At 65.1% G+C, this 24,487-nt stretch carries 19 protein-coding genes; 17 read left to right on the top strand and 2 right to left on the bottom strand.

What is annotated here, in order from left to right; translation table 11 throughout:
• Positions 1 to 82: 82 nt before the first annotated feature.
• The 13 genes from FFS60_RS03545 to FFS60_RS03605 all read left to right on the top strand — a co-directional run bounded on the left by FFS60_RS03545 (position 83) and on the right by FFS60_RS03605 (position 18,098).
• A complete protein-coding gene (locus tag FFS60_RS03545) occupies positions 83 to 1,699 on the top strand; it encodes a PleD family two-component system response regulator (RefSeq protein WP_137821166.1) in 1,617 nt (538 codons plus the stop codon).
• 996 nt (positions 1,700 to 2,695) lie between these two features.
• A complete protein-coding gene (locus FFS60_RS29365) occupies positions 2,696 to 3,739 on the top strand; it encodes a methyl-accepting chemotaxis protein (RefSeq protein WP_371926361.1) in 1,044 nt (347 codons plus the stop codon).
• Between the two features lie 153 nt (positions 3,740 to 3,892).
• Positions 3,893 to 5,671, top strand: a complete 1,779-nt coding sequence (locus tag FFS60_RS03555; protein ID WP_256658033.1) for a protein-disulfide reductase DsbD — start codon at positions 3,893 to 3,895, stop codon at positions 5,669 to 5,671.
• A 123-nt stretch (positions 5,672 to 5,794) separates the two neighbouring features.
• On the top strand, positions 5,795 to 6,238 hold the full coding sequence (aroQ, locus tag FFS60_RS03560; RefSeq protein WP_028630732.1) for a type II 3-dehydroquinate dehydratase: 444 nt from the start codon (positions 5,795 to 5,797) through the stop codon (positions 6,236 to 6,238).
• Between the two features lie 25 nt (positions 6,239 to 6,263).
• Positions 6,264 to 6,725, top strand: coding sequence for an acetyl-CoA carboxylase biotin carboxyl carrier protein (accB, locus tag FFS60_RS03565; protein WP_028630731.1), 462 nt, complete (start codon positions 6,264 to 6,266; stop codon positions 6,723 to 6,725).
• 17 nt (positions 6,726 to 6,742) lie between these two features.
• Positions 6,743 to 8,092, top strand: a complete 1,350-nt coding sequence (gene accC / locus FFS60_RS03570) for an acetyl-CoA carboxylase biotin carboxylase subunit (protein ID WP_028630730.1) — start codon at positions 6,743 to 6,745, stop codon at positions 8,090 to 8,092.
• A gap of 127 nt (positions 8,093 to 8,219) precedes the next feature.
• The gene (gene prmA / locus FFS60_RS03575; RefSeq protein WP_137821169.1) at positions 8,220 to 9,098 is read left to right on the top strand and encodes a 50S ribosomal protein L11 methyltransferase; all 879 of its coding nucleotides are present in this window, start codon (positions 8,220 to 8,222) and stop codon (positions 9,096 to 9,098) included.
• 58 nt (positions 9,099 to 9,156) lie between these two features.
• Positions 9,157 to 10,506: a DUF3426 domain-containing protein gene (locus FFS60_RS03580; RefSeq protein ID WP_137821170.1), complete on the top strand. Its 1,350-nt coding sequence runs from the start codon at positions 9,157 to 9,159 to the stop codon at positions 10,504 to 10,506.
• A 178-nt stretch (positions 10,507 to 10,684) separates the two neighbouring features.
• Positions 10,685 to 11,680: a tRNA dihydrouridine synthase DusB gene (gene dusB, locus FFS60_RS03585; protein WP_028630727.1), complete on the top strand. Its 996-nt coding sequence runs from the start codon at positions 10,685 to 10,687 to the stop codon at positions 11,678 to 11,680.
• The gene (gene fis / locus FFS60_RS03590; RefSeq protein WP_028630726.1) at positions 11,677 to 11,997 is read left to right on the top strand and encodes a DNA-binding transcriptional regulator Fis; all 321 of its coding nucleotides are present in this window, start codon (positions 11,677 to 11,679) and stop codon (positions 11,995 to 11,997) included. The genes dusB and fis overlap by 4 nt, the downstream gene beginning before the upstream one ends.
• A gap of 120 nt (positions 11,998 to 12,117) precedes the next feature.
• The gene (gene purH, locus FFS60_RS03595) at positions 12,118 to 13,725 is read left to right on the top strand and encodes a bifunctional phosphoribosylaminoimidazolecarboxamide formyltransferase/IMP cyclohydrolase (RefSeq protein WP_028630725.1); all 1,608 of its coding nucleotides are present in this window, start codon (positions 12,118 to 12,120) and stop codon (positions 13,723 to 13,725) included.
• A gap of 196 nt (positions 13,726 to 13,921) precedes the next feature.
• Complete coding sequence (gene purD, locus FFS60_RS03600; RefSeq protein ID WP_137821171.1) at positions 13,922 to 15,211, top strand: phosphoribosylamine--glycine ligase; 1,290 nt, start codon at positions 13,922 to 13,924, stop codon at positions 15,209 to 15,211.
• Positions 15,212 to 15,347: 136 nt separating this feature from the next.
• Positions 15,348 to 18,098: a response regulator gene (locus FFS60_RS03605; protein ID WP_371926362.1), complete on the top strand. Its 2,751-nt coding sequence runs from the start codon at positions 15,348 to 15,350 to the stop codon at positions 18,096 to 18,098.
• Between the two features lie 64 nt (positions 18,099 to 18,162).
• On the opposite strand, the gene FFS60_RS03610 is transcribed toward FFS60_RS03605, so the two are convergent.
• Together FFS60_RS03610 and FFS60_RS03615 are read right to left on the bottom strand one after the other, a co-directional pair.
• On the bottom strand, positions 18,163 to 19,242 hold the full coding sequence (locus tag FFS60_RS03610; protein ID WP_137821173.1) for an exo-alpha-sialidase: 1,080 nt from the start codon (positions 19,240 to 19,242) through the stop codon (positions 18,163 to 18,165).
• A 21-nt stretch (positions 19,243 to 19,263) separates the two neighbouring features.
• Positions 19,264 to 19,533 (bottom strand): MoaD/ThiS family protein, encoded by a 270-nt coding sequence (locus FFS60_RS03615; RefSeq protein ID WP_028630721.1) that lies wholly within the window; start codon positions 19,531 to 19,533, stop codon positions 19,264 to 19,266.
• Positions 19,534 to 19,672: 139 nt separating this feature from the next.
• Between FFS60_RS03615 and FFS60_RS03620 the strand changes: the two genes are divergently transcribed.
• The 4 genes from FFS60_RS03620 (at position 19,673) to urtA (ending at position 24,349) form a co-directional block, all read left to right on the top strand.
• Positions 19,673 to 20,269 carry a MarC family protein gene (locus tag FFS60_RS03620; protein ID WP_028630720.1) on the top strand — a complete coding sequence of 199 codons (597 nt, stop codon included), beginning with the start codon at positions 19,673 to 19,675 and terminating at the stop codon, positions 20,267 to 20,269.
• Between the two features lie 216 nt (positions 20,270 to 20,485).
• Positions 20,486 to 22,279 (top strand): allophanate hydrolase, encoded by a 1,794-nt coding sequence (gene atzF, locus FFS60_RS03625; RefSeq protein ID WP_256658034.1) that lies wholly within the window; start codon positions 20,486 to 20,488, stop codon positions 22,277 to 22,279.
• A 2-nt stretch (positions 22,280 to 22,281) separates the two neighbouring features.
• Positions 22,282 to 22,998, top strand: coding sequence for a GntR family transcriptional regulator (locus FFS60_RS03630; protein WP_028630718.1), 717 nt, complete (start codon positions 22,282 to 22,284; stop codon positions 22,996 to 22,998).
• A gap of 85 nt (positions 22,999 to 23,083) precedes the next feature.
• A complete protein-coding gene (gene urtA, locus FFS60_RS03635) occupies positions 23,084 to 24,349 on the top strand; it encodes an urea ABC transporter substrate-binding protein (RefSeq protein WP_137821175.1) in 1,266 nt (421 codons plus the stop codon).
• The last annotated feature ends 138 nt before the right edge of the window (positions 24,350 to 24,487 follow it).

Consider the following 24,487-nt stretch of genomic DNA (forward strand, 5'->3'; position numbering starts at 1 on the left):
GGACAGATAGCACTGGCGTACCGACAACAAAGTGATAGCATGGGGCCATCATCTAGATCGTCTCCAGGCGACACCCCCGGCCATGACCGAGCACGAAGATCCCAGTCGCGACAGACTCAAGAACCACTTCGCCCAGCGGGTGATCAACCAGGCGCGACATGTCCTGGAGATCTGGCAGCGCCTGCAACGCAGCGAGTGGAGCACGGTCTGCATGACCGAGCTGGCCGAGGCCAGCCTCTACCTGCAGCGCTATGCCGAACGCTTCGAGCAGCCCGAGCACACCCGCCTTGCGATGGCCATCGGTAATTGCCTGCGCGGCGTCGAGGAGAATCGCGGCCGCCTGTCGAGTGACCTGATCACTGAACTCAGCCTGCTGATGCAGCGCCTGTCGCGCACCGGCCTGCGTCATGGCGACCAGTTCGAGCAGACCTTCCTGCCGCCCTTGCGCAAACCGGTTTACCTGGCGCTGCAAAGTAAGGAGCGCGCCGAGCGCCTGACCCAGCAACTGGAGTTCTTCGGCCTCAACGCGCAGCTCTGCGAGAGCGCCAACGCCTTCCGTTCGGCCATGGCCGAACGGCATCCGGCAGCCATCGTGCTGGAAGTGGACTTCTCCGGACCGGGCCAGGGCCTGGAGCTGGCACGCGAGGCCCAGCAAGGGCTGGAACAGAAGCTGCCGATCATCTTCTTCAGCCATGACGAGGCCGACGCCCCGACCCGCCTGACTGCCGTGCGCGCCGGCGGCCAGGAGTTCTTCACCGGCGCCCTGGACGCGTCCAGCCTGCTGGAGAAGCTGGAAACCCTGACCCGCACCGCTCACTACGACCCGTTCAAGGTGCTGGTGGTTGACGACTCCCGAGCCCAGGCCACCCATACCGAACTGGTCCTCAACTCGGCCGGCATCGTGACCCGCGTCATCACCGAGCCGGTACAGGCCCTGTTGGCCCTGGCCGATTTCCAGCCAGACCTGATCATCCTCGACATGTACATGCCCGAATGCCTGGGCACCGAACTGGCCAAGGTCATTCGCCAGCACGAGCGTTACGTCAGCGTGCCGATCATTTATCTGTCGGCCGAGGACGACCTGAATAAACAGCTGGACGCCATGAGCGAGGGCGGCGACGACTTCCTCACCAAACCGATCAAGCCGCGCCACCTGATCGCCACGGTGCGCACCCGCGCCAAGCGGGCGCGCAGCCTGAAGGCGCGCATGGTGCGCGACAGCCTCACCGGGCTGTTCAACCACACCCACACCCTGCAGTTACTGGAAGACGCCAGCTCCCGGGCACGCCGGGACGGCAAGCCGCTGTGCTTCGCCATGCTCGATATCGACCACTTCAAGAAGGTCAACGACACCTACGGCCACCCCATGGGCGACCGGGTGATCAAAAGCCTCGCCCTGTTCCTCAAGCAACGCCTGCGCAAGACCGACCACATTGGCCGCTACGGGGGCGAGGAATTCGCCGTGGTACTCCCCGATACCGACCTGGCGGCTGCGCACCGCGTGCTGGAAGAAATCCGCCGCCGCTTCGCCGAGATCCGCTACCCGGCGCAACCCCACGACCTGTCCTGCACCTTCAGTTGCGGTATCGCCCAACTGCAGGACGGCCTCGACATCAACCAGCTCTCCAAGCAGGCCGACGAAGCGCTCTACCGCGCCAAACACGGCGGGCGCAACCGGGTGGAGTTGCACCAGGACTGACCTCCCTGCAGTCACGGGACTGTCACTAAACCGCAATATCATCTGGCCATCCCTCAGAAGCCTGTCGAGGACAAGATGCGCCTGAAACTGCTCACCAACCTCATTACCCTGCTGCTGGTCACTGTGTGCCTCGCATTGGGGGCCACCCTCTGGTGGTCGCAGCAGGCCCTGCAGCGGCCCTACCAGTTGATGGAGCAGTACCTGGAACTGGCCCAACGCTTTCGCGGTGAAGTGGCGGACAACGTCCAGGCCTATCTCAATAGCGGCGACGCCCTGCGTCACAGCGCGGCCAGCCAGGGCATCGACAACCTGGAACAGCGCCTCGGCCAGCTTCCCGAGGAGTTCACCCGCGACCTGCTGCCCAGCTTCGTCGAGTTGCGCGAATTCACTCGCGGCGAACTGCTCGCCGCCGGCAAGTTGGCAGGCGACCCCCAGGGTCTGCTGATCCAGGCCGAGCGGGAAATCGCCGGTTCCCTTGATCAGCTCGCCCGGTACGCCGACTCCGCCAGCACCCCGACCGCCGGCGACTACCGCGCGCCGCTGTTTGCCGCCGCCCAGCACCTCAATCGCCTCAGCCAGGCCCGGGCCAAGCTGGTTGCCAGTGGCCGCGACGAGTTGGCCGCCGATGTCGAGCGCGAGCTGGAAGCCCTGGGCCGCGACAGCGCCCAGCTGGAACAACTGCCCCTGCTCGGCGTAGCCGACAGCAGCGACTCGGCCGCCAACGACTTCGCCGCCATGATGGGCCTGGAAAGCAGTAGCGAAACCAGTCAGGCCGAGGACCGGGGCATCGCCCTCAAACGCGAGCTGGCCGGCCTGCTCAAGCGCTACCCGGGTGAACTGACACGCACTCGCGAACTGATCCAGCGTCGCGCCGAACTGGCCGCCGCCACCGTCCAGCGAGTGGATGCCCTGCAGGCCGCACTGGCTGCGCTGGAGCCGCAAGTGCGCGCCGAGCACGGCCGCATCCAGGGTGAGGTCCGCCTGATGCAGGGTCTGATGATCGGCCTGATCCTGCTCATCGCCCTGTGCATCGACCGCATCCAGCGCCGTCTGACGCAGGTCCTCGGCCGCCTGGTGACCGCCCTGGGTGCCTGGGCCGCCGGCGACTTCAGCCGCCCCATCGCCCTGGGCTCCAACACCCTCGACCTGCGCCGCATCGAAGACTCGCTCAACCGCTTGCGCGATTACCTTGGCGAACTGGTCGGCACCATCCGCCAGCACGCCGAACGGGTGGCCGGCAGCAGCAGTGCCCTGGCCGACCTGAACAACGGCTTGCACGCCGGCGCCGAAGACCAGGCCGGCGGCACCGCACAGATACGCGACGCGCTGGGCGAGCTGGAAAGCACCATCCAGCAGGTGGCCGGTGACGCCAGCCTGGCCGCGGATGCCAGTCGCGACGCCGGGCTTGCCGTGGAGCAAGGCCAGAGCGTGATCGACCAGAGCCTGGCCGGCCTGCACCAACTGGTGGGCGAAGTGCAGAACAACGCGCAGGCCGTGGAGCGCCTGGCCGAAGAGACCGAAACCATTGACAAGGTGCTGACGGTGATCCGCGGCATTGCCGAGCAGACCAACCTGCTGGCCCTCAACGCCGCCATCGAAGCCGCCCGCGCCGGAGAAATGGGCCGTGGCTTCGCTGTCGTTGCCGAGGAAGTACGCTCCCTGTCCCAGCGCACCACCGGCGCCACCACGGAAATCCAGCAACTGATCGCCCGCCTGCAACAGGCGGCGCGGCAGTCGGTGGAAGCCATGCGCATCCAGGTGGAGCACGCAGAAGCCAGCGCCGAGCAGGCCGCGGCCGCCGACGGCGCGCTGGTGGAAGTGGTCAGCGCCATCCGCACCATCGCCAGCATGGCCGAGCGCATCGCCGACGCCACCGCCCAGCAGAGCGGTGCGGTGAGCGACATCCGCGACCACAGCGAGCAGATCCATCAACTGGGCGGCGACAACCTGGCACGCATCAGCGAAAGCCGCAGCCAGGGCGAGCGCCTGCTGCAGCTGGGTGGCGAACTGCATACGGCGGTGCAGGCCTTCCGCGTCTGACGCTATGGCGCGACGGATTGTCGCGCCGGAGCTTTCTCCTACCCTCCACCCCCAGACCTTTCAGCCCGAGGACAAAACCGCTTACAGCCTGGAGCCTGCAGGAAGGCGCCGAGGTTCGCTATGATGCGAGCACTTTCTGCCCAAGAGACTTCCATGCGCCGCCTGCTGAGCCTGATCCTGCTGCTGGTGGCCCTGCCCGCTAGCGCAGGGTTGCTGGACAACCGCCCGAACCCGAACCTGGGTGCCTCCCTCAATAACAGTGGCGATTTCCTGCCGGTGCGCGAGGCCTTCCGCCTCAGCCTGGTGGAAAGCACGCCTACCTCGGTGAAGCTGCGCTTCACCAATGCCGAGGGCTACTACCTCTATCGCCATCGTTTCCAGTTCCGCGCCGAACCCGCCGACAGCGGCCTGGGACAGCCGGTGCTGCCCGCCGGCGAGCACAAGACCGACGAGTACTTCGGTGATGTGGAGGTCTATTACGGCGTGCTGGACGTGGACCTGCCGGTAGACCCGGCCCGCAAGGCACCGACCGAGTTACGCGTGACCTACCAGGGCTGCGCCGACAAGGGCCTGTGCTATCCGCCGGAAACCGAGGTGCTGAAGCTGGCCGCTGGCGCGGCGGGCGGCGACGCGTCTGGAATTGGCGGTACCGCCACGGGCAAAGGCTGGAGCTGGCACGAACTGGCGCTGTTCTTCCTCGCTGGCCTGGGCCTGACCTTCACCCCCTGCGTGCTGCCGATGCTGCCGATCCTCTCCGGCGTAGTACTGCGCGGCCAGGCGGGTGGCAGCCGCGGCCTGGTGCTGTCATTGGCCTACGTGCTGCCGATGGCTGCCTGCTTCGCCCTGCTGGGCGCGCTGATGGGCGTGTTCGGTGCCGAACTCAACCTCCAGGCGCGACTGCAATCCCCCTGGGTACTGGTGCCTTTCGCCGCCTTCTTCACCGCCTTTGCCCTGGCCATGTTCGGCCTCTATGAACTGCGCCTGCCGCGCTTCATCAGCGGCCCGCTGGACACCCTGGCCGGCAGCACCAAGGGCGGTTCGATCTGGAGCGCCGCACTGCTCGGCGTAGTCTCCAGCCTGCTGGTTTCCCCTTGTGTTTCCGCACCGCTGGCCGGAGCGCTGCTTTATATCAGTGCAAGCGGCGATGCCCTGGGTGGCGGCCTGAAACTCTTCGCACTCGGCCTGGGCATGGGCGCTCCCCTGGTGCTGTTCGCCACTGGCGGTGGCGCGCTTCTACCCAAGGCCGGCCAGTGGATGGTCGCCGTACGCAACGCCTTCGGCGTGCTACTGCTGGCGGTGGCGGTGTGGATGCTCGAACGCGTCCTGCCCGGCCCCCTGGCCCTAGGCCTCTGGGGCCTGCTGGCCGGCGGCGTGGCGCTGTTCCTCGGGGCCCTGGAGTTCACTCCCAAGGCGCCCCGCGAGCGCCTGGCGCAGCTCGGCGGCCTGGTCCTGCTGGTGTACGCCGTGGCCGCCTGGGCCGGCGCCCTTCAGGGTGAAACCGACCCGTTGCGCCCACTGGGCCGCACGCACCTGGTTGGTGCGCCGTCTGTCGCGCCAGCCACCGGGCAATGGCAGACCATCAAGACCCCGGCGGAACTCACCGGTGCCCTGGCCGAAGCCAAGGGCTCTGGCCAGCCGCTGCTGCTGGACTGGTATGCCGACTGGTGCATTAGTTGCAAGGTGATCGAGCGTGAAGTCCTTACTGCCACGGAGGTTACCTCGCAGCTGGGCGGCTACCGCCTGATCCGCTTCGACATGACCGAGAGCAACGCGGAACAACGCGCGTTACTCGACCGCTACAAGCTGTTCGGACCGCCGGCCATCCTGTTTTTCAACGGGCAGGGTGACGAACTGGCCGATCTGCGAGTCGTAGGTGAAGTCGATGCCAAGGCCTTTGCCGCTCGTCTGCAACAGGCGAATGCATCGCGCTGATGCATGCAACGTCATATATTTGCCGTAAACACCGGGCATCTTGTCGACTATTGTTGACAACTGGACAGCCTTTCCGGCTATCCGGCATAGTGCCGCCTGGCCTCCAATAAGGAACAAAACAGCATGGCCACCCTGCTTGTCCTGCATGGCCCCAACCTCAACCTGCTGGGGACCCGCGAACCCGACAAATACGGGGCTACCACCCTGGCCGAGATCAACCAGGACCTGGAGCGCCGCGCCCGCGAAGCCGGACACCATCTGATGTACCTGCAGAGCAATGCCGAGTACGAACTGATCGACCGGATTCATGCCGCCCGTGGTGAAGGAGTGGACTTCATCATCATCAATCCTGCGGCTTTCACGCATACAAGTGTCGCCCTACGTGACGCATTGCTCGCAGTGAGCATCCCATTCATCGAAGTGCACCTGTCCAACGTGCACAAGCGAGAACCTTTTCGCCATCACTCCTACTTTTCCGACGTTGCCGTGGGAGTGATCTGCGGTCTGGGTGCCACCGGCTACCGCCTGGCCCTGGACGCGGCGCTAGAACACCTTGAACGCCCCTGACCTCACCCTTGGGAGTTGATGATTAATGGATATCCGTAAAGTCAAGAAACTGATCGAACTGCTGGAAGAGTCCGGTATCGACGAACTGGAGATCCGCGAGGGCGAAGAGTCCGTGCGCATCAGCCGTCACAGCAACAAGGCCTTCGCGGGTCAACCCATTTACGCTGCCGCCCCCGCGCCAGTAGCTGCTCCGGTCGCTGCTGCCCCGGCCGCCGCTGCTGAAGCCGCGGCCCCGGCTGCACCGAAGCTGAATGGCAGTGTCGTGCGCTCGCCGATGGTCGGCACCTTCTACCGCTCGCCGTCCCCGACGACTGCTTCCTTCGTCGAAGTCGGCCAGAGCGTGAAGAAAGGCGACATCCTCTGCATCGTCGAAGCCATGAAGATGATGAACCACATCGAGGCCGAGACCAGCGGCGTGATCGAATCCGTCCTGGTGGAAAACGGTCAGCCGGTTGAGTACGACCAGCCGCTGTTCACCATCGTTTGAACCGCGGAGAGCCTGCGATGTTGGAAAAAGTCCTGATCGCCAACCGTGGCGAGATTGCCCTGCGCATCCTGCGCGCCTGCAAGGAGCTGGGCATCAAGACGGTGGCAGTGCACTCCACGGCCGACCGTGAGCTGATGCACCTGTCCCTGGCCGATGAGACCGTCTGCATCGGCCCGGCTTCGGCAGCCCAGTCCTACCTGAGCATCCCAGCGATCATCAGCGCCGCCGAACTCACCGGCGCTACCGCGATCCACCCGGGCTACGGCTTCCTCGCCGAGAACGCCGATTTCGCCGAACAAGTGGAGAAATCCGGTTTTGCCTTCATCGGCCCGAAAGCCGACACCATTCGCCTGATGGGCGACAAGGTTTCGGCCAAGGACGCCATGAAGCGCTCCGGCGTACCGACCGTACCGGGCTCCGACGGCCCGCTGCCGGAAGACGAGGAAACCGCACTCGCCATCGCGCGCGAAGTGGGTTACCCCGTAATCATCAAGGCAGCCGGTGGCGGCGGTGGTCGCGGCATGCGCGTGGTGCATGACGAAGAAGAACTGATCAAGTCGGCCAAGCTGACCCGTACCGAAGCCGGTGCGGCGTTCGGCAACCCCATGGTCTACCTGGAGAAGTTCCTCACCAACCCGCGCCACGTCGAAGTCCAGGTCCTGTCCGACGGCCAGGGCAACGCCATCCACCTCGGCGACCGCGACTGCTCCTTGCAGCGCCGTCACCAGAAGGTGCTGGAAGAAGCCCCTGCCCCGGGCATCGACGAGAAGGCCCGCGCCGAAGTACTGGACCGTTGTGTCCAGGCCTGTATCGAAATCGGCTACCGCGGCGCCGGCACCTTCGAGTTCCTCTACGAGAACGGTCGCTTCTACTTCATCGAGATGAACACTCGCGTGCAGGTAGAGCACCCGGTTACCGAAATGGTCACCGGCATCGACATCGTCAAGGAAATGCTCAGCATCGCCGCCGGCAACAAGCTGTCGATCAAGCAGGAAGACGTGGTCATCCGTGGCCATGCGCTGGAATGCCGGATCAACGCCGAAGACCCGGACAACTTCATGCCCAGTCCCGGCAAGGTGACCTACTTCCATGCCCCGGGCGGAAACGGCGTTCGCGTCGACTCGCACCTGTACAGTGGCTACGCGGTTCCGCCGAACTACGATTCGCTGATCGGCAAGCTGATCACCTATGGCAAAGATCGCGACGAAGCCATGGCGCGCATGCGCAATGCGCTGGACGAGATCGTCGTCGACGGGATCAAGACCAACATCCCGTTGCACCGCAACCTCACGCGCGACAAGGGTTTCTGCAAGGGTGGTATCAACATCCACTACCTGGAAAAGAAACTCGGTATGGACAAGCACTGATCACCGTCGGTGCCTGATCCACGACACAAGGGCTGCCAACTGGCGGCCCTTGTGTTTTTCCGGCCTGTGCTCAAGTAAGCTTGCGCGCCTGCCGCGTGTGCACGCTGAATATTCAAGAGGTCCCGCCATGCCCTGGTTACAAGTTCGTCTCGCCATCACCCCGGAACAGGCGGAAACCTACGAAGACGCCCTGCTGGAAGTGGGAGCGGTCTCAGTGACCTTCATGGATGCCGAGGACCAGCCGATTTTCGAGCCGGACCTGGGCACCACCCCGCTCTGGACCCACACCCACCTGCTGGCCCTGTTCGAGGCCGACACCGACGAAGCCAGCCTGGTGGCGCACCTTGAGCTGCTGACCGGCGGCACGCTGCCGGAGCACCTGATAGAGCGCATCGAGGACCAGGATTGGGAACGCAGCTGGATGGACAACTTCCAGCCCATGCGCTTCGGCCGCCGCCTGTGGATCGTACCGAGCTGGCATGAAGCGCCCGAACCGGGCGCGGTGAACCTGCTACTGGACCCTGGCCTGGCCTTCGGCACCGGCACCCACCCGACCACCGCCCTGTGCCTGGAATGGCTGGACGACCAGAAGCTCGACGGTTGCGAAGTACTGGATTTCGGCTGCGGTTCGGGCATCCTCGCCATCGCTGCTTTGCTGCTGGGCGCGCGCCAGGCCGTGGGCACCGACATCGACCCCCAGGCCCTGGAAGCCTCTCGCGACAACGCCTCGCGCAACGGCATCGACCCGGCGCACTTTCCGGTCTACCTGCCTGCCGACCTGCCGGCCAAGCCCGCCGAAGTAGTGGTGGCCAACATCCTCGCCGGCCCGCTGGTGTCCCTGGCGCCGCAGATCACCAGCCTGGTGGCACCGCGCGGACGCCTGGCCCTGTCCGGCATCCTCGCCGAGCAGGCCGAGGAAGTACGCGCCGCCTACGCCGACGCATTCGATCTCGACCCCACGGCAGAGAAGGACGGTTGGGTACGCATCAGTGGCGTGCGCCGCTGAAGCGCTGGAAACCCAATGGATCGAGTAAAATAGCCTTTAGTTTCGACCGGATCGCCGCATGACCGACAGTTTCGTCACCCAATGCCCACAATGCCAGACCAGTTTCCGCGTCAGCCGCGCCCAACTGGCCGTGGCCCATGGCGCCGTGCGCTGCGGAGCCTGTCTGCATGTGTTCAATGCGGCGCAACAGCTGTTGGCGGCGAAGGGCCAGGCGGCTCCGACGGCCAGTAAGCCCAAGGCACCAACCCCGGCCCCTGCGCCCAGGACAGAGGCGCCCCAGGTCGCAGTCCCCAGTGTCGCCACCGTGCTCAATCAGCCGGTTGCACCGCAAGCGCCGGCGCCAGCCAAACCGGCCGGCAGCGAAACCCTGTGGATCCACGACGACCTGGACCTCGACAGCCTCGACCTGGATGAGGAGCTGGCCAAGCTGGAACAGGAAGAACAACGCCTGTCCCGTGACTTGCTCGACCCTAACGCACCGGCACGAGCCGAAGCGCAACCAGCACCCCGTCATGATGAAGGCTGGGCCGAAGCCCTGCTGGAAGCCGAAGAGCACAAGGCCCCTTCGGCACCCGCCTCCGAACCGGAGCCGGAGCCGGAGCCCGACTTCGAACGACGTGCCGAGCCCAGTGCCGAACCGGTCGGTCGCAGCCCGGAGGAGCCACCCAAACCGGCCCCGCGCACCGAGCCCAGCCTGTCCATGGACCTGGTGGAAGACGAGCCCGGCCCGGACTTCAGCCTCGGCTCCGCCCGCGACGACGAGCCCGACGACCTGGACAACGACGTCGACGATGACCTCGACGAGCCGCAAACCGCAGCCCCCTCACGCCAGCAGCCCCAGCGCAGCGAGCCCGGCCTGCGCGAAGAAGGCCTGCTTGACCTCAGCGACGAGCCCCTGCAACTCGACTGGCAGGAATCCAGGCGCCCCTGGGGCCGCTGGATCGGCTGGACCCTGCTGAACCTGTTCGGCGCCTTCGCCCTGGCCACTCAGTACGTCTGGTATCACTTCGACGAATTGGCGCGACAGGACCAGTACCGCCCCTGGTTCCAGCAAATCTGCCCGGAGATCGGCTGCCAGTTGCCTTCCAAGGTGGACATCGCGCTGATCAAGAGCAGCAACCTGGTGGTCCGCAGCCACCCCGAGTTCTCAGGCGCCCTGGTGGTCGACGCGATCCTCTACAACCGCGCCGCCTTCGCCCAGCCGTTCCCGCTGCTGGAACTGCGTTTCGCCGACATCAATGGCCAGTTGCTGGCCAGCCGCCGCTTCAAGCCCGGCGAATACCTCTCCGGCGAACTGGCCGGGCAGGCAGAGATGCCGCCGCAGACCCCCATCCACATCAGCCTGGACATCCTCGACCCGGGCACCAAGGCCGTGAACTACAGCCTCAGCTTCCACTCCCCCGAATAAGCCGCAAGCGCCGGATTCCGGCGCCTCCAGGGCATTTCTAACTCCCGGCAATAAGCGCAGGGCTGTTCAGAATTTGTTCAAAACAGCCTTTATCCAGTCATCGAGAGCGGGTATCATGCCCACCCTTTTTCGAACTCCCCCAGCACTCATCTGAGCAGGCCCCAAACAGGGAAGACCTATGTCGGCGGTTAGCATTGGCCCTTATGCCTTGCCCAATCAGGTGATACTCGCCCCCATGGCGGGTGTGACCGACCGGCCGTTCCGTCTGCTTTGCCGCCGCCTCGGCGCCGGCATGGTGGTATCGGAAATGGTCACCAGCGACGTGCGCCTGTGGAACAGCCGCAAGTCGCGACTGCGCCTGCTCCACGAAGGGGACCCGGAGCCCCGCTCCGTCCAGATAGCCGGTGGAGATCCGGACATGCTGGCAGAAGCGGCAAGGGCCAATGTTGAACTCGGTGCGCAGATCATCGACATCAACATGGGCTGCCCGGCGAAGAAGGTCTGCAACAAGGCCGCCGGCTCGGCGCTGATGAAGGACGAAGCCCTGGTGGCCGACATCCTCAACGCCGTGGTCAAGGCCGTCGACGTGCCCGTCACCCTGAAGATCCGGACCGGCTGGGACCGATCGAACAGGAACGGCATCACAGTGGCGAAAATCGCCGAACAGGCTGGTATTCAGGCCCTGGCCGTCCACGGCCGGACCCGCGCCGACCTGTACACCGGTGAAGCGGAGTACGACACCATCGCAGCGATCAAGCAGGCGGTGTCGATTCCGGTCTTTGCCAACGGCGATATCGATTCGCCACAGAAAGCCAGACAGGTCCTCGACGCCACCGGCGCCGATGCCCTGCTGATCGGTCGAGCGGCCCAGGGGCGACCCTGGATCTTCCGCGAGATCGCGCATTACCTGGCGACCGGTGAACTACTGCCGGCGCCGGGCTTGATCGAGGTGGAACGGATACTGCTGGAACACCTGGCCGCACTGCACGCCTTCTATGGCGACGAGATGGGCGTTCGCATCGCCCGCAAGCATGTCGGCTGGTATCTGGCAACCCTGCCGGGCGCCAGGGAGTTTCGCGCCAAGTTCAATCGTTTGGAGTCCACGGACGCGCAGTGCGCCAACGTTCGGGAGTTCTTCGCCGAGCGTCACAACGAAGGGGAAAAGGCCGCATGACGACGATGACCGAGAATTTTTTTGATGGGGCAACACCCGTGAGCGACAACGCTAACCTTAAACAGCACCTGACGGCGCCCACCGCAGAGGGCCAGACCCTGCGTGGCAGTGTCGAAAAGGCACTGCACAACTATTTTGCCCATCTTGAGGGCGCCGCCGTCACGGACGTGTACAACCTGGTGCTTTCCGAAGTGGAAGCGCCGTTGCTGGAATCCGTGATGAACTACGTCAAGGGTAACCAGACCAAGGCTTCCGAGATGCTCGGCCTCAATCGGGGCACGCTGCGAAAGAAGCTCAAGCAATACGACCTGCTCTGAATCTGAAGGTCGGGCGCTGGAAGCCGGAAGCTTGAAGCGGGACGCTCCCCGACGGTCAAGCTTCCGGCTTCCAGTTTCAGGCCTAGCCGCTAAATCCTCTCCCACTCGAATGGTTCCGAAATGACCGACCAGACCACCCGCCTTCCCGTTCGCCGCGCCCTGATCAGCGTCTCCGACAAGACCGGCATCGTCGAATTCGCCCGTGAACTGGCTGCCCTTGGCGTGGAAATCCTCTCCACCGGCGGCACCTACAAGCTGCTCAAGGACAACGCCATCGCCGCCGTGGAAGTCGCTGACTACACCGGCTTCCCGGAAATGATGGACGGTCGCGTGAAGACCCTGCACCCGAAGATCCATGGCGGCATCCTCGGCCGTCGCGACCTCGATGGCGCGGTGATGGAACAGCACGGCATCAAGCCGATCGACCTGGTCGCGGTCAACCTCTACCCCTTCGAGGCCACCGTCGCCAAGCCTGACTGCGACCTGCCCACCGCCATCGAGAACATCGATATCGGCGGCCCGACCATGGTCCGCAGCGCCGCGAAGAACCACAAGGACGTCGCCATCGTGGTCAACGCCAGCGACTACGCCAGCGTCCTCGAAGGCCTGAAAGCCGGCGGCCTGACCTACGCCCAGCGCTTCGACCTGGCCCTCAAGGCGTTCGAGCACACCTCCGCCTACGACGGCATGATCGCCAACTACCTGGGCACCATCGACCAGGCACGTGACACCCTGTCCACCGAAGGCCGTGGCGCCTTCCCGCGCACCTTCAACAGCCAGTTCGTCAAGGCCCAGGAAATGCGCTACGGCGAGAACCCGCACCAGAGCGCGGCGTTCTACGTGGAAGCGAAAAAGGGCGAAGCCAGCGTCTCCACCGCCATTCAGCTGCAGGGCAAGGAACTCTCCTTCAACAACGTGGCCGATACCGACGCCGCGCTGGAGTGCGTGAAGAGCTTCGTCAAGCCGGCCTGCGTCATCGTCAAGCACGCCAACCCGTGCGGCGTGGCCGTGGTACCGGAAAACGAAGGCGGCATTCGCAAGGCCTACGACCTGGCCTACGCCACCGATACCGAATCCGCCTTCGGCGGCATCATCGCCTTCAACCGCGAGCTGGATGGCGAAACCGCCAAGGCCATCGTCGAGCGCCAGTTCGTCGAAGTCATCATCGCGCCGAAAATCTCCGCCGCCGCTCGTGAAGTGGTCGCTGCCAAGGCCAACGTACGCCTGCTGGAATGCGGTGAATGGCCGGCTGAGCGTGCCGCAGGCTGGGACTTCAAGCGCGTCAACGGCGGCCTGCTGGTACAGAGCCGCGACATCGGCATGATCAAGGCGGAAGACCTGAAGATCGTCACCCAGCGCGCCCCGAGCGAGCAGGAAATCCACGACCTGATCTTCGCCTGGAAAGTGGCCAAGTTCGTCAAATCCAACGCCATCGTCTACGCCAAGAACCGCCAGACCGTCGGCGTCGGCGCCGGACAGATGAGCCGCGTCAACTCCGCCCGCATCGCCGCCATCAAGGCCGAGCATGCCGGTCTCGAAGTGAAAGGTGCGGTCATGGCGTCCGACGCCTTCTTCCCGTTCCGCGACGGCATCGACAACGCAGCCAAGGCCGGCATCACCGCGGTGATCCAGCCGGGTGGCTCCATGCGTGACAACGAAGTCATCGCCGCCGCCGACGAAGCAGGCATCGCGATGGTGTTCACCGGCATGCGCCACTTTAGACACTAACGGTCGCCCTCGAGCAGGCATCTGCTGTGTTGCACGCCCCGTCCCCAATGCTCATTGCCAGAAGGCAACTCCGCTTGGTGACGGGGCAGGCGCCTTGCATCTACCAGCTCGATCGCAACCTCGACATTCGTAGGTTGGGTGGCGCGAAGCGATACCCAACGATCCGGCTCCAATCGGAGCAGATCAGGAGAACGCAATGAACGTACTCATCATCGGCAGCGGCGGTCGTGAACACGCCCTGGCCTGGAAAGTGGCCCAGGACCCGCGCGTGGCGAAGGTCTTCGTGGCCCCGGGCAACGCCGGCACCGCGACCGAAGCCAAGTGCGAGAACGTCGCCATCGACGTGCTGGCCCTGGAACAACTGGCCGATTTCGCCGCCAAGAACGTCCAGCTGACCATCGTCGGCCCGGAAGCGCCGCTGGTGAAAGGCGTGGTCGATCTGTTCCGCAGCCGTGGCCTGGACATCTTCGGCCCGACTGCCGGCGCCGCCCAACTGGAAGGTTCCAAGGCTTTCACCAAGGACTTCCTGGCCCGCCACAAGATCCCCACCGCCGACTACCAGAACTTCACCGAAGTGGAGCCGGCCCTGGCCTACCTGCGCGAAAAAGGCGCTCCCATCGTGATCAAGGCCGACGGCCTGGCCGCGGGCAAGGGCGTGATCGTCGCCATGACCCTGGCCGAAGCTGAAGACGCCGTGCGCGACATGCTCGCCGGCAACGCCTTCGGTGACGCCGGTTCGCGCGTAGTGATCGAAGAGTTCCTCGACGGCGAAGAAGCCAGCTTCATCGTCATGGTCGACGGCCAGAACGTGCTGCCCATGGCCACCAGCCAGGACCACAAGCGCGTTGGCGACGGCGACACCGGCCCCAACACCGGCGGCATGGGCGCGTACTCCCCCGCTCCGGTGGTCACCGCCGACGTGCACCAGCGCGTGATGGACGAAGTCATCTACCCGACCGTGCGCGGCATGGCCGAGGAAGGCAACATCTACACCGGCTTCCTCTACGCCGGCCTGATGATCGACAAGAGCGGTGCGCCCAAGGTCATCGAATTCAACTGCCGCTTCGGCGACCCGGAAACCCAGCCCATCATGGTGCGCCTGGAGTCTTCCCTGGTCCTCCTGGTGGAAGCCGCCCTGGCCAAGGCCCTGGACAAGGTCGAAGCCACCTGGGACCCGCGCCCCACCGTGGGCGTGGTTCTGGCCGCCGGCGGCTACCCGGGCGACTATGCCAAGGGTGACGTGATCGAAGGCCTGGACGATGCCGCCGCCCTGGACGGCAAGGTGTTCCACGCCGGTACCGCGCTGAAGGACGGCCAGATCGTCACTGCCGGTGGTCGCGTACTCTGTGCCACCGCCATCGGCGCCAGCGTGTCCGACGCCCAGCAGCAGGCCTATCGCCTGGCGGAGAAAATCCGCTGGAACGGGTGTTTCTACCGCAAGGACATCGGCTACCGCGCCATCGCCCGGGAACGCAACGACGGGTAAAAGGTCGGAAATAGTGCTCACCAAGGCGGCCAGTGGCCGCCTTGGTCATATTCCGCACAAGAGGGGCTTGGCTATAATCCGGCCACTCACCCACGAAGGGACCTCGACCGTGCTTCGGCTCAGGATTGCCACAGGATTGATCGCCAGCCTGCTACTGGCCCTGCTCCATCTGTTGCCTGCCCAGGCGGCGGAAGAGCGGCAGTGGAGCATGCTGCTCGACCCCAGCGCCAACCTGCAGCTGCAGGAAGTCCGCACCCAGCAGGCCCTCTCCCAGTTCACTCCGGTCGACCTCGACGAGCTTTATACCCCCGGTGGCAGCAGCGCCCTCTGGCTTCACTACCGGCTTGCACCCAGCCAGCATGAACAGCTGCTGCGGGTCTTCGCTCCTTACCTGGCCTATCTCGACCTCTACGTCCTCAAAGGCGATGAGCTGGTCGCCCATACCCGCACCGGCAGTCGCCTACCCTTCAGCGAGCGTCCGCTGCCCAGCCGGGATTTCCTCCTGCCCCTGCCGGTTCAGCAGGAGCCCCTGGACCTCTACCTGCGCATGGCTTCGGAACACGCCCTGCGCCCCACGGTGACGCTGCAGTCTTCGGCGCTGATGGCCGCCGACGATACCCGTCCGCTGCTCTTCGGGCTGATGCTCGGGGGCCTTGGCATGCTGGTCTATTACAACCTGGTGCGTTACGCCTACTCCCGTGCCGCCGTCAGCCTTTGGCTGGCCGCCGCGCAGAGCTGCCTGATCGTCACCAGCGTCAGCCTGCTGGGCATCAGTTCGCCCTGGTTGGGTGACTGGCAGAGCGCGCAACCGCAAATTGCCAACCTCTCGATGCTGATGGCCATGGTCTGCGCCCTGGCCTTTACCGTCAGCTTCTTCCACAAGGTCTGCCCGAACACGCCACTGGCGCTCCTGTTGCTGGGCGAGATCGTGCTGATCTCCCTCACCGCCGCCCTGCTGCTGATCGTCACCGACCTGCAGTTCAACCAACTGGTGTATGGGCTGGCCGCCATCGCCAGCCTGAGCATGTTCGCGTACGCCCTGGTCCACTGGCACCAGGGCTACCATCCGGCGCGGCTGTTCAGCCTGGCCTTGGGCGTGTTCTGCGTGGCCATCCTCGGCGCCCTGCCGGCGCTGTTCGGCTACTGGCACCTGCAATCCGACTGGCTGGCCTACACCCTGCTGGCGATCTCCACCGTCAGCGGCGTGTTCCTCAGCATGGCCCTGAGCGAACGCCAGCGACGCCTCCAGAACGAAGCCTTCAGCGCCAGCCGGGCCCTGGCCGCCAGCTCCGCCGAACTCAAGGCCAAGGGTGAATTCCTCGCCAAGATCAGCCACGAAATCCGCACCCCGATGAACGGTGTGCTGGGCATGACCGAGCTACTCCTGGGGACGCCGCTGTCGGCCAAGCAGCGCGACTACGTGCAGACCATCCACAGTTCCGGCAACGAACTGCTCACCCTGATCAACGAAATCCTCGACATTTCCAAGCTGGAATCCGGCCAGATCGAACTGGACGACGTGCAGTTCGACCTCAACGCCCTGATCGACGACTGCCTCGACATCTTCCGTGCCAAGGCCGAACAGCAGCGCGTTGAGCTCATCAGCTTCATGCAGCCCCAGGTGCCCCGCGTGATCAGCGGCGACCCTACACGCCTGCGGCAGATCCTCCTCAGCCTGCTGGACAACGCCTTCAAGCAGACCGACGAGGGCGAAATCCTCCTGGTGGTGGCGCTGGACAACAGCTCGGCCCGCCCCCGCCTGCGCATCGCGGTGCAGGACAGCGGCCGGCCCCTGGAGGCCGGCGAGCGCGAAGCCCTGCTCAACGCCGAATTGCAAAGCAGCGACTTCCTCGCGGCGTCCAAGCTCGGCGGCCGCCTCGGCCTGGTCATCGCCCGACAACTGGCGCGCCTGATGGAGGGCGAATTCGGTATCCAGAGCGGTGCCGGCCAGGGCAGCACCCTCTGGCTGACACTGCCCCTGGACAGCCAGCACCTGGAGCGCCCCGTTGCCGACCTCGACAGCCCGCTGGAAGGCGCACGCCTGCTGGTCGTGGACGACAACGACACCTGCCGCAAGGTGCTGGTCCAGCAATGCAGCGCCTGGGGCCTGCAGGTCAGTGCCGTACCGTCCGGAAAAGAGGCCCTGGCCCTGCTGCGCACCAAGGCGCACCTGCGCGAGTACTTCGACGTGGTCCTGCTGGACCAGGACATGCCCGGCATGACCGGCATGCAGCTGGCGGCCAAGATCAAGGAAGACCCGAGCCTCAACCACGACATCCTGATCATCATGCTCACCGGCATCAGCAATGCGCCGAGCAAGATCATCGCGCGCAACGCCGGCATCAAGCGCATCCTCGCCAAGCCGGTGGCCGGCTACACGCTGAAGACCACGCTGGCGGACGAGTTGAACCAACGCAAGGCCGGCGGTTCCATCTCGCTGCCGGGCTCCCAGGTCAGCGAACCGATCCACGTCCCCAATGACTTCCGCATCCTGGTGGCCGAGGACAACAGCATCTCCACCAAGGTCATCCGCGGCATGCTGAGCAAGCTCAACCTCGAGCCAGATACCGCCAGCAACGGCGAGGAAGCCCTGAGCGCCATGAAGAACCAGCACTACGACCTGGTGCTGATGGACTGCGAGATGCCGGTACTGGATGGCTTCACCGCCACCGAGATGCTGCGGAACTGGGAAAACCTGGAGCAGCGCCCGCGCACACCGGTAGTCGCCCTCACCGCCCACATCCTCAGCGAACACAAGGAACGCGCCCGTCAGGCCGGCATGGACGGCCACATGGCCAAGCCGGTGGAACTCTCGCAACTGCGCGAACTGATCAAATACTGGGTCGCCGAGAAGGAAATGCGCGAACGGCATGCGATGCATAGCTGACACTTGGCGCTAGCACACCTCAATGGTGGGCTGAAGCCCACCCTACAATTCCACGCGTCCGGGCCTACCCAAACCTCACCGCGAAGATCGGCGGCAGGTGCCCCGCCACCAGGTTCCAGCTATCGCCCTGATCCTCCGATACCCACAGATGCCCCGTGGTGGAACCCATCACCAGGCGCTGGCCGCTCTCGTCCACATCCAGCCCGTGGCGATACACCAGGTCGTAGCAGAGTTGCTGCGGCAGGCCCTGCTCCAGTACGTCGAAGCGCTTGCCACCATCACGGGTGCGCGTAACGCGTAAACGCTGGTCGGCGGGGACGCGGCATTCGTCCTTCACCGCCGGCACGAACCAGGCACAGTCCGGCTCGGAGGGATGCACCGCAACGGCGAAACCGAAGGTAGACGGGCCGGCCTGCGGGATCTCCCGCCAGTTCAGCCCTCGGTCGTCGCTGACGAAGATGCCGTTGTGGTGTTGCACCCAGAGTCGCTCCGGATCAACCGGGCAGGCCACCATGCGGTGCGGGTCCTGGATGTCCGGCTCCTCGGCGCGCTCCGGCGGCATGTACGCGGCGCGCATGCCACGGGTGCGGTAGCTCCAGCTCGCCCCCTCATCCTCGCTGTGCCAGACGCCACCGCAGGACACGGCCAACGTGAGGTGCCGGCTGTTGCGCGGGTCCACGCAAATGGAGTGGATACCCGGCTGGTCATAGCCACCCCCGAACCAGTTGGCCCGTTCCGGGCGCTGCCACAGGCTGTCCACCAGGGCCCAGGAACTGCCATGGTCGCGAGACCTGAACAAGCCACCGGGAATGGTCCCTGCCCACAGGGTGCCAGGCTGGTCGGGGCCGCCGGGCTCCAGGCACCAGATCATCTCCACCGACGGCCCGTCCTCGCCCTCCGCCGCCTGCGCAAAGGCCGGGGCGGCGATCTCTTCCCAGTTGAGTCCCGCATCAACCGAGCGCCACAGCTTGGGGCCGAAGTGGCCCAGATGCAGGGCAGCGTAAAGATGCCCGTCGCGCGGATCGGCCAGCAGCATGCTCACCGGTTCGCCCAGGAAATCCTGACGCGCCAGGCGCCAGCCACCACCCTCAGGCTCGAAACGCAGCAGGCCCTTGCGGGTCGCAACATGGATGCATCGGCTCATGGTCCTTCTCCTTGCTCCGGCTCAACCACCGGACAGCGCCTGGACGACGAAGATGTCGCTGGCCGCCCCGACCGGGTCGCTGAGCCGGCGGCGGTCGCTGACTTGCTGGGCGTCGACGAACACCGCCACATGCCGGCGCAGGTGACCCTGGTCATCCAGCAGGTAGCTGCGCAGCCGTGGATTGGCGGCGAAAGCGGCCTCCAACGCCTCGGCCACAGAAACGGCCATGACATCCAGCTCGGGGACATCGAGGTGACGCTGCAGGTTGGGGGTGAAGCTGATGTGCGCCATCAACGGCTCCCTGCGCGACGAAACGACCCAGTGGGAGAAGGTATAGCCGACCGCGGCGGGGCGGTTATAGTTGTGCGCCCAATGGCAGGGCAGCCTCTACACTGAGGAACGGCCCTCGCAGTCACGAACGGATGCCCCCATGCTCGAAAGCCTTTCCAGCCTGTACCTGAAGATGCTGGTGCTCTATAGCCCCTTCTTCGTGCTCTCCTGCTTCATCAGCCTGACCCGTGGCTACACGGTGAAGGAGCGCAAGAGGCTCGCCTGGAAAGTCGCCCTCGGGACCCTGGTCGCCAGCGCCCTGCTCTACCTGTTTGGCCAGGCCATCTTCAATGTCTTCGGCATCACCATCGACGCCTTCCGCATCGGCGCCGGTACCGTTTTGTTCATCTCCGCCCTCGGCATGGCCCAGGGCAAGCCGGCGGTGCAGGCGGACAACGTGCAGCAGGATGTCACCATCGTGCCGCTGACCATCCCCCTCACCGTCGGCCCCGGCACCATCGGCGCCATGCTGGTGATGGGCGCGGGCCATGTGCACTGGGACGACAAGCTCACCGCGCTGTTCGCCATTGCCATCGCCAGCGTAACGGTGGGCGCCATTCTCTATCTCTCCGACCATATCGAACGCCTCCTTGGCGACCAGGGCCTGCAGATCGTCAGTCGCCTGATGGGCCTGTTCGTCTGCGCCCTGGCCGCGCAGATCATCTTCACCGGGGTGAAGAATTACCTGGTGCTGTAGCTTCGTGCGTGATGCCCAACGCGGCGTTGGGCTTCGCTTCGCTCTGCACCAACCTACGTCCTGATTCCCTACCCATGCCCTGGCGCGGTGCGAAACTAATCGCATCGAGAACACCAAAATTCCGACTTAAGCCCAGCAATGACAGGGCTTTCCCGGTTCTGGCACCACCTTTGCTCAAGGGAATTCCAACTTGGATACAAGATGGAACTCCAGAGCATGTCCGACGCCCCCAACGCCTTTACCCTGGCCGACTGGCAACAGGCCTATCGCGATCAACTGCAACCTGCCGACCTGCTGCACGCTCTGCGCCAGCGTCTGAGCACGGATGACAATGCCTGGATCAGCCTGGTCAGCGCCGAACAGCTGGACGGCCAGCTCGCCGAACTGGCTACCCTGCTCGCTGCCGCCGAAGGCCGTCAGGAGCGCCTGCCGCTGTACGGCGTGCCCTTCTCCATCAAGGACAACATCGACGCCGCCGGCTGGACCACCACGGCTGCCTGCCCCGAATTCGCCTACCCGGCCAGCGAGGACGCCACGGTGGTCGCCCGCCTGCGCGCAGCCGGCGCCATCCTCATTGGCAAGACCAACCTCGACCAGTTCGCCACCGGCCTGGCGGGCACCCGCTCGCCCTACGGCGCGGTAAGCAACGCCTTCAACCCCGAGTACGTCAGTGGCGGCTCCAGCTCCGGCTCGGCCTCGGTGGTCGCTCGCGGCCTGGTGCCCTTCTCCCTCGGCACCGACACCGCCGGCTCCGGCCGCGTGCCCGCCGGCTTCAACAACATCGTCGGGCTGAAACCCACCAAGGGCTGGCTGCCCAACACCGGGCTGGTTCCGGCCTGCCGCACGATCGACTGCATTTCGGTGTTTGCCCTGACCGTGGCCGACGCCGAGACCGTAGCGCGCATTGCCGGCGGCTACGACGCCCTTGATCCCTACTCGCGGAATAACCCCAACAGCGCGCCGGTGGGCATGGGCGTCAAGCCGAAGTTCGCCATACCGGATGCGCTGGAGTTCTTCGGTGACGAGCAGACCCGCGCCGTCTTCGAGACCGCGCTGGACAAGCTCCGCGCCCTCGGTGCCGAAATCACGCCGATCGACTTCAGCCCCTTCCGCCAATTGGCCGAGCAGCTCTACCAGGGCTCCTGGGTGGCCGAGCGCACCGTGGCGGTCGAGGGCGTCGACCCTGCGCACATCGACCCGGTGGTGCGCGGCATCGTCGAGAACGGCCAGAACTACAGCGCTTGCGACGCCTACAAGGCCGAGTACCTGCGGGCCGAACTGGCGCGCCGGATCAACCTGGCTCTGGAACCCTTCGATGCCCTGGTAGTGCCCACCTCGCCCACCATCCGCCGCATCGCCGAAATGGCCGAAGAACCGGTGCTCTTCAACGCCCAGTTCGGCACCTACACCAACTTCACCAACTTCTCCGACCTCAGCGCCCTGGCCCTGCCCGCCGGGTTTCGTGCCGACGGCCTGCCGGCCGGCATCACCCTGCTCGCCCCGGCCTGGCACGACGCCGCCCTGGCCGCCTTCGGCAAGCGCTGGCAAGCCAGCCTCGACCTGCCGCTGGGCGCCACCAATCGCGCCCTGCCTGCACAGGCGCCGGCCAAGCAGGCCCCTGGCTGCGTGCGGGTGGCGGTAGTGGGGGCGCACCTCACCGGCATGCCGCTGAACTTCCAACTCACCCGCCGCGACGCCGTACTGGTGGAAGAAACCCGCACCGCCGCCGATTACCGCCTGTTCGCCCTGCCCGGCACCGTGCCGCCCAAACCGGGCCTGGCCCGCAGCCAGGACGGTGCGCCGCTGATCGTCGAGCTTTGGGACATCCCCCTGGCGCGCTTCGGCGAATTCGTCGCCGAGATTCCTCCGCCACTGGGCATCGGCAACCTGCAGCTGGAAGACGGCCGCTGGGTGAAAGGCTTCATCTGCGAGCCCTACGCCCTGGAAGGCGCTCGCGACATCACCGGCTTCGGCGGCTGGCGCGCCTTCATCGCCAGCCAGCAGCGCTGACCATGCAGCTCGCCAGCACCACTAACGGGCGCCGCGAGCGCCCCGAAAGTCTCGCCGGGCGCATCTACGCCCGGCTCAAGAGCGAGATCAGCGAGTTCCGCCTGCTGCCCGGCGACCGCTTCAGCGAGGGCGATGTGGCCGAGCGCATGCAAGCCAGTCGCACGCCTGTACGACAGGCCCTGCACCGCCTGGAGCGCGAGGGTTACCTGGAAGTTCGCTTTCGCAGCGGCTGGCAGGTGAAGGCTTTCGACTTCGACCATTTCGAGGAGCTGTACGAGCTGCGCATCGTCCTCGAACTGGAAGCGGTACGTCGCCACTGTGCGCGCCCCACACAGGAGCAACCCGAAGCACTGCAACGGCTCAGTCGCACCTGGTTGGTGCAACCGCAACCACAAGACGGCTTCGAAGTGTCGCGCCTGGACGAGGACTTCCACTGCCATCTGGTGGAAGCCGCAGGCAATCGCGAGATGGCCCGTATCCACCGCGAAGTCAGCGAAAAGATCCGCATCATCCGCCGCCTGGACTTCACACAGGCGCCGCGCATCGACGCCACCTACCGGGAGCACGCAGCGATTCTCCAGGCCATTGGCGAGCGAAAGTGCGAAGAGGCACAGCAATTGCTGAGGACCCACATCGAAACGAGCAAGGCCGAAGTACGCAAGATCACCCTGCACATGTTGCACAGCGCTCGGCAAAGACCGCAGCCGGCCCAAGGGTGACGAGGAAGACCCTTTGAAAACTGCCCGGATAACAAGCCAATAAACGCAGTAATTTCAAATACTTGTGAGAATGGAGACCGACCCCATGCAACGTCGCAGCCTGATCAAGGCGTTCACCCTTTCCGCATCCATTGCCGCCATGGGCATGTCCTGGTCCATCCAGGCGGCCGAGACCATCAAGGTCGGCATCCTGCACTCGCTGTCCGGCACCATGGCGATCTCCGAGACCTCGCTGAAAGACATGGCGCTGATGACCATCGACGAGATCAACGCCAAGGGCGGCGTGAACGGCAAGCAGCTTGAACCGGTGGTGGTCGACCCGGCTTCCAACTGGCCGCTGTTCGCCGAGAAGGCCCGTCAACTGCTGACCAAGGACAAGGTGGACGTAGTCTTTGGCTGCTGGACCTCGGTATCGCGCAAGTCCGTGCTGCCGGTGTTCGAGGAGCTCAACGGCCTGCTCTTCTACCCGGTGCAGTACGAAGGTGAAGAACTCTCCCCCAACGTCTTCTATACCGGCGCCGCGCCGAACCAGCAGGCCATCCCGGCTGTGGAATACCTGATGAGCGAAGACGGCGGCAGCGCCAAGCGCTTCTTCCTGCTGGGCACCGACTACGTCTACCCGCGCACCACCAACAAGATCCTGCGCAGCTTCCTGCACAGCAAGGGCATCGCCGACAAGGACATCGAAGAGGTCTACACCCCCTTCGGCCACAGCGACTATCAAACCATCGTCGCCAACATCAAGAAGTTCTCCGCTGGCGGCAAGACTGCAGTGATCTCCACCGTCAACGGCGACTCCAACGTGCCCTTCTACAAGGAACTGGCCAACCAGGGCCTGGAAGCCACCGATGTGCCGGTAGTGGCCTTCTCGGTGGGCGAAGAGGAACTGCGCGGCATCGACACCAAGCCGCTGGTGGGCCACCTGGCCGCCTGGAACTACTTCGAGTCCGTGGATAACCCGGTCAACGACACGTTCGTCGAGCAGTGGAAGGCCTATGCGAAAGCCAAGAACCTGCCCAACTACCAGACCGCAGTGACCAACGACCCGATGGAAGCCACCTACGTCGGCATCCACATGTGGGCCCAGGCCGTCGAGAAGGCCGGTACCACCGAGGTGGACAAGGTGCGCGAGGCCCTGGCCGGCCAGTCCTTCGCCGCGCCGTCCGGCTACACCCTGACCATGGACAAGACCAACCACCACCTGCACAAGCCGGTGATGATCGGTGAAATCCAGGAAGACGGTCAGTTCTCGGTGGTCTGGCAGACCGAAGGCCCGCTGCGCGCCCAGCCCTGGAGCCCCTTCATCCCCGGCAACGACAAGAAGCCGGACTACGCGGTGAAGACCAACTGAGTTGAACGAGGACGTCCGGAGACTGCGCTGACCCTGACTCCCCTCACCCCTAGCCCCTCTCCCGTAGGGAGAGGGGCCGGGGGTGAGGGAGGTGCCTGCTGGCACAACCCTCTCTCCGCGCCATGAACCAGGACCACC

It is taken from the genome of Pseudomonas sp. D(2018), assembly GCF_005502555.1.
In the GTDB taxonomy this organism is placed as follows: domain Bacteria; phylum Pseudomonadota; class Gammaproteobacteria; order Pseudomonadales; family Pseudomonadaceae; genus Metapseudomonas; species Metapseudomonas resinovorans.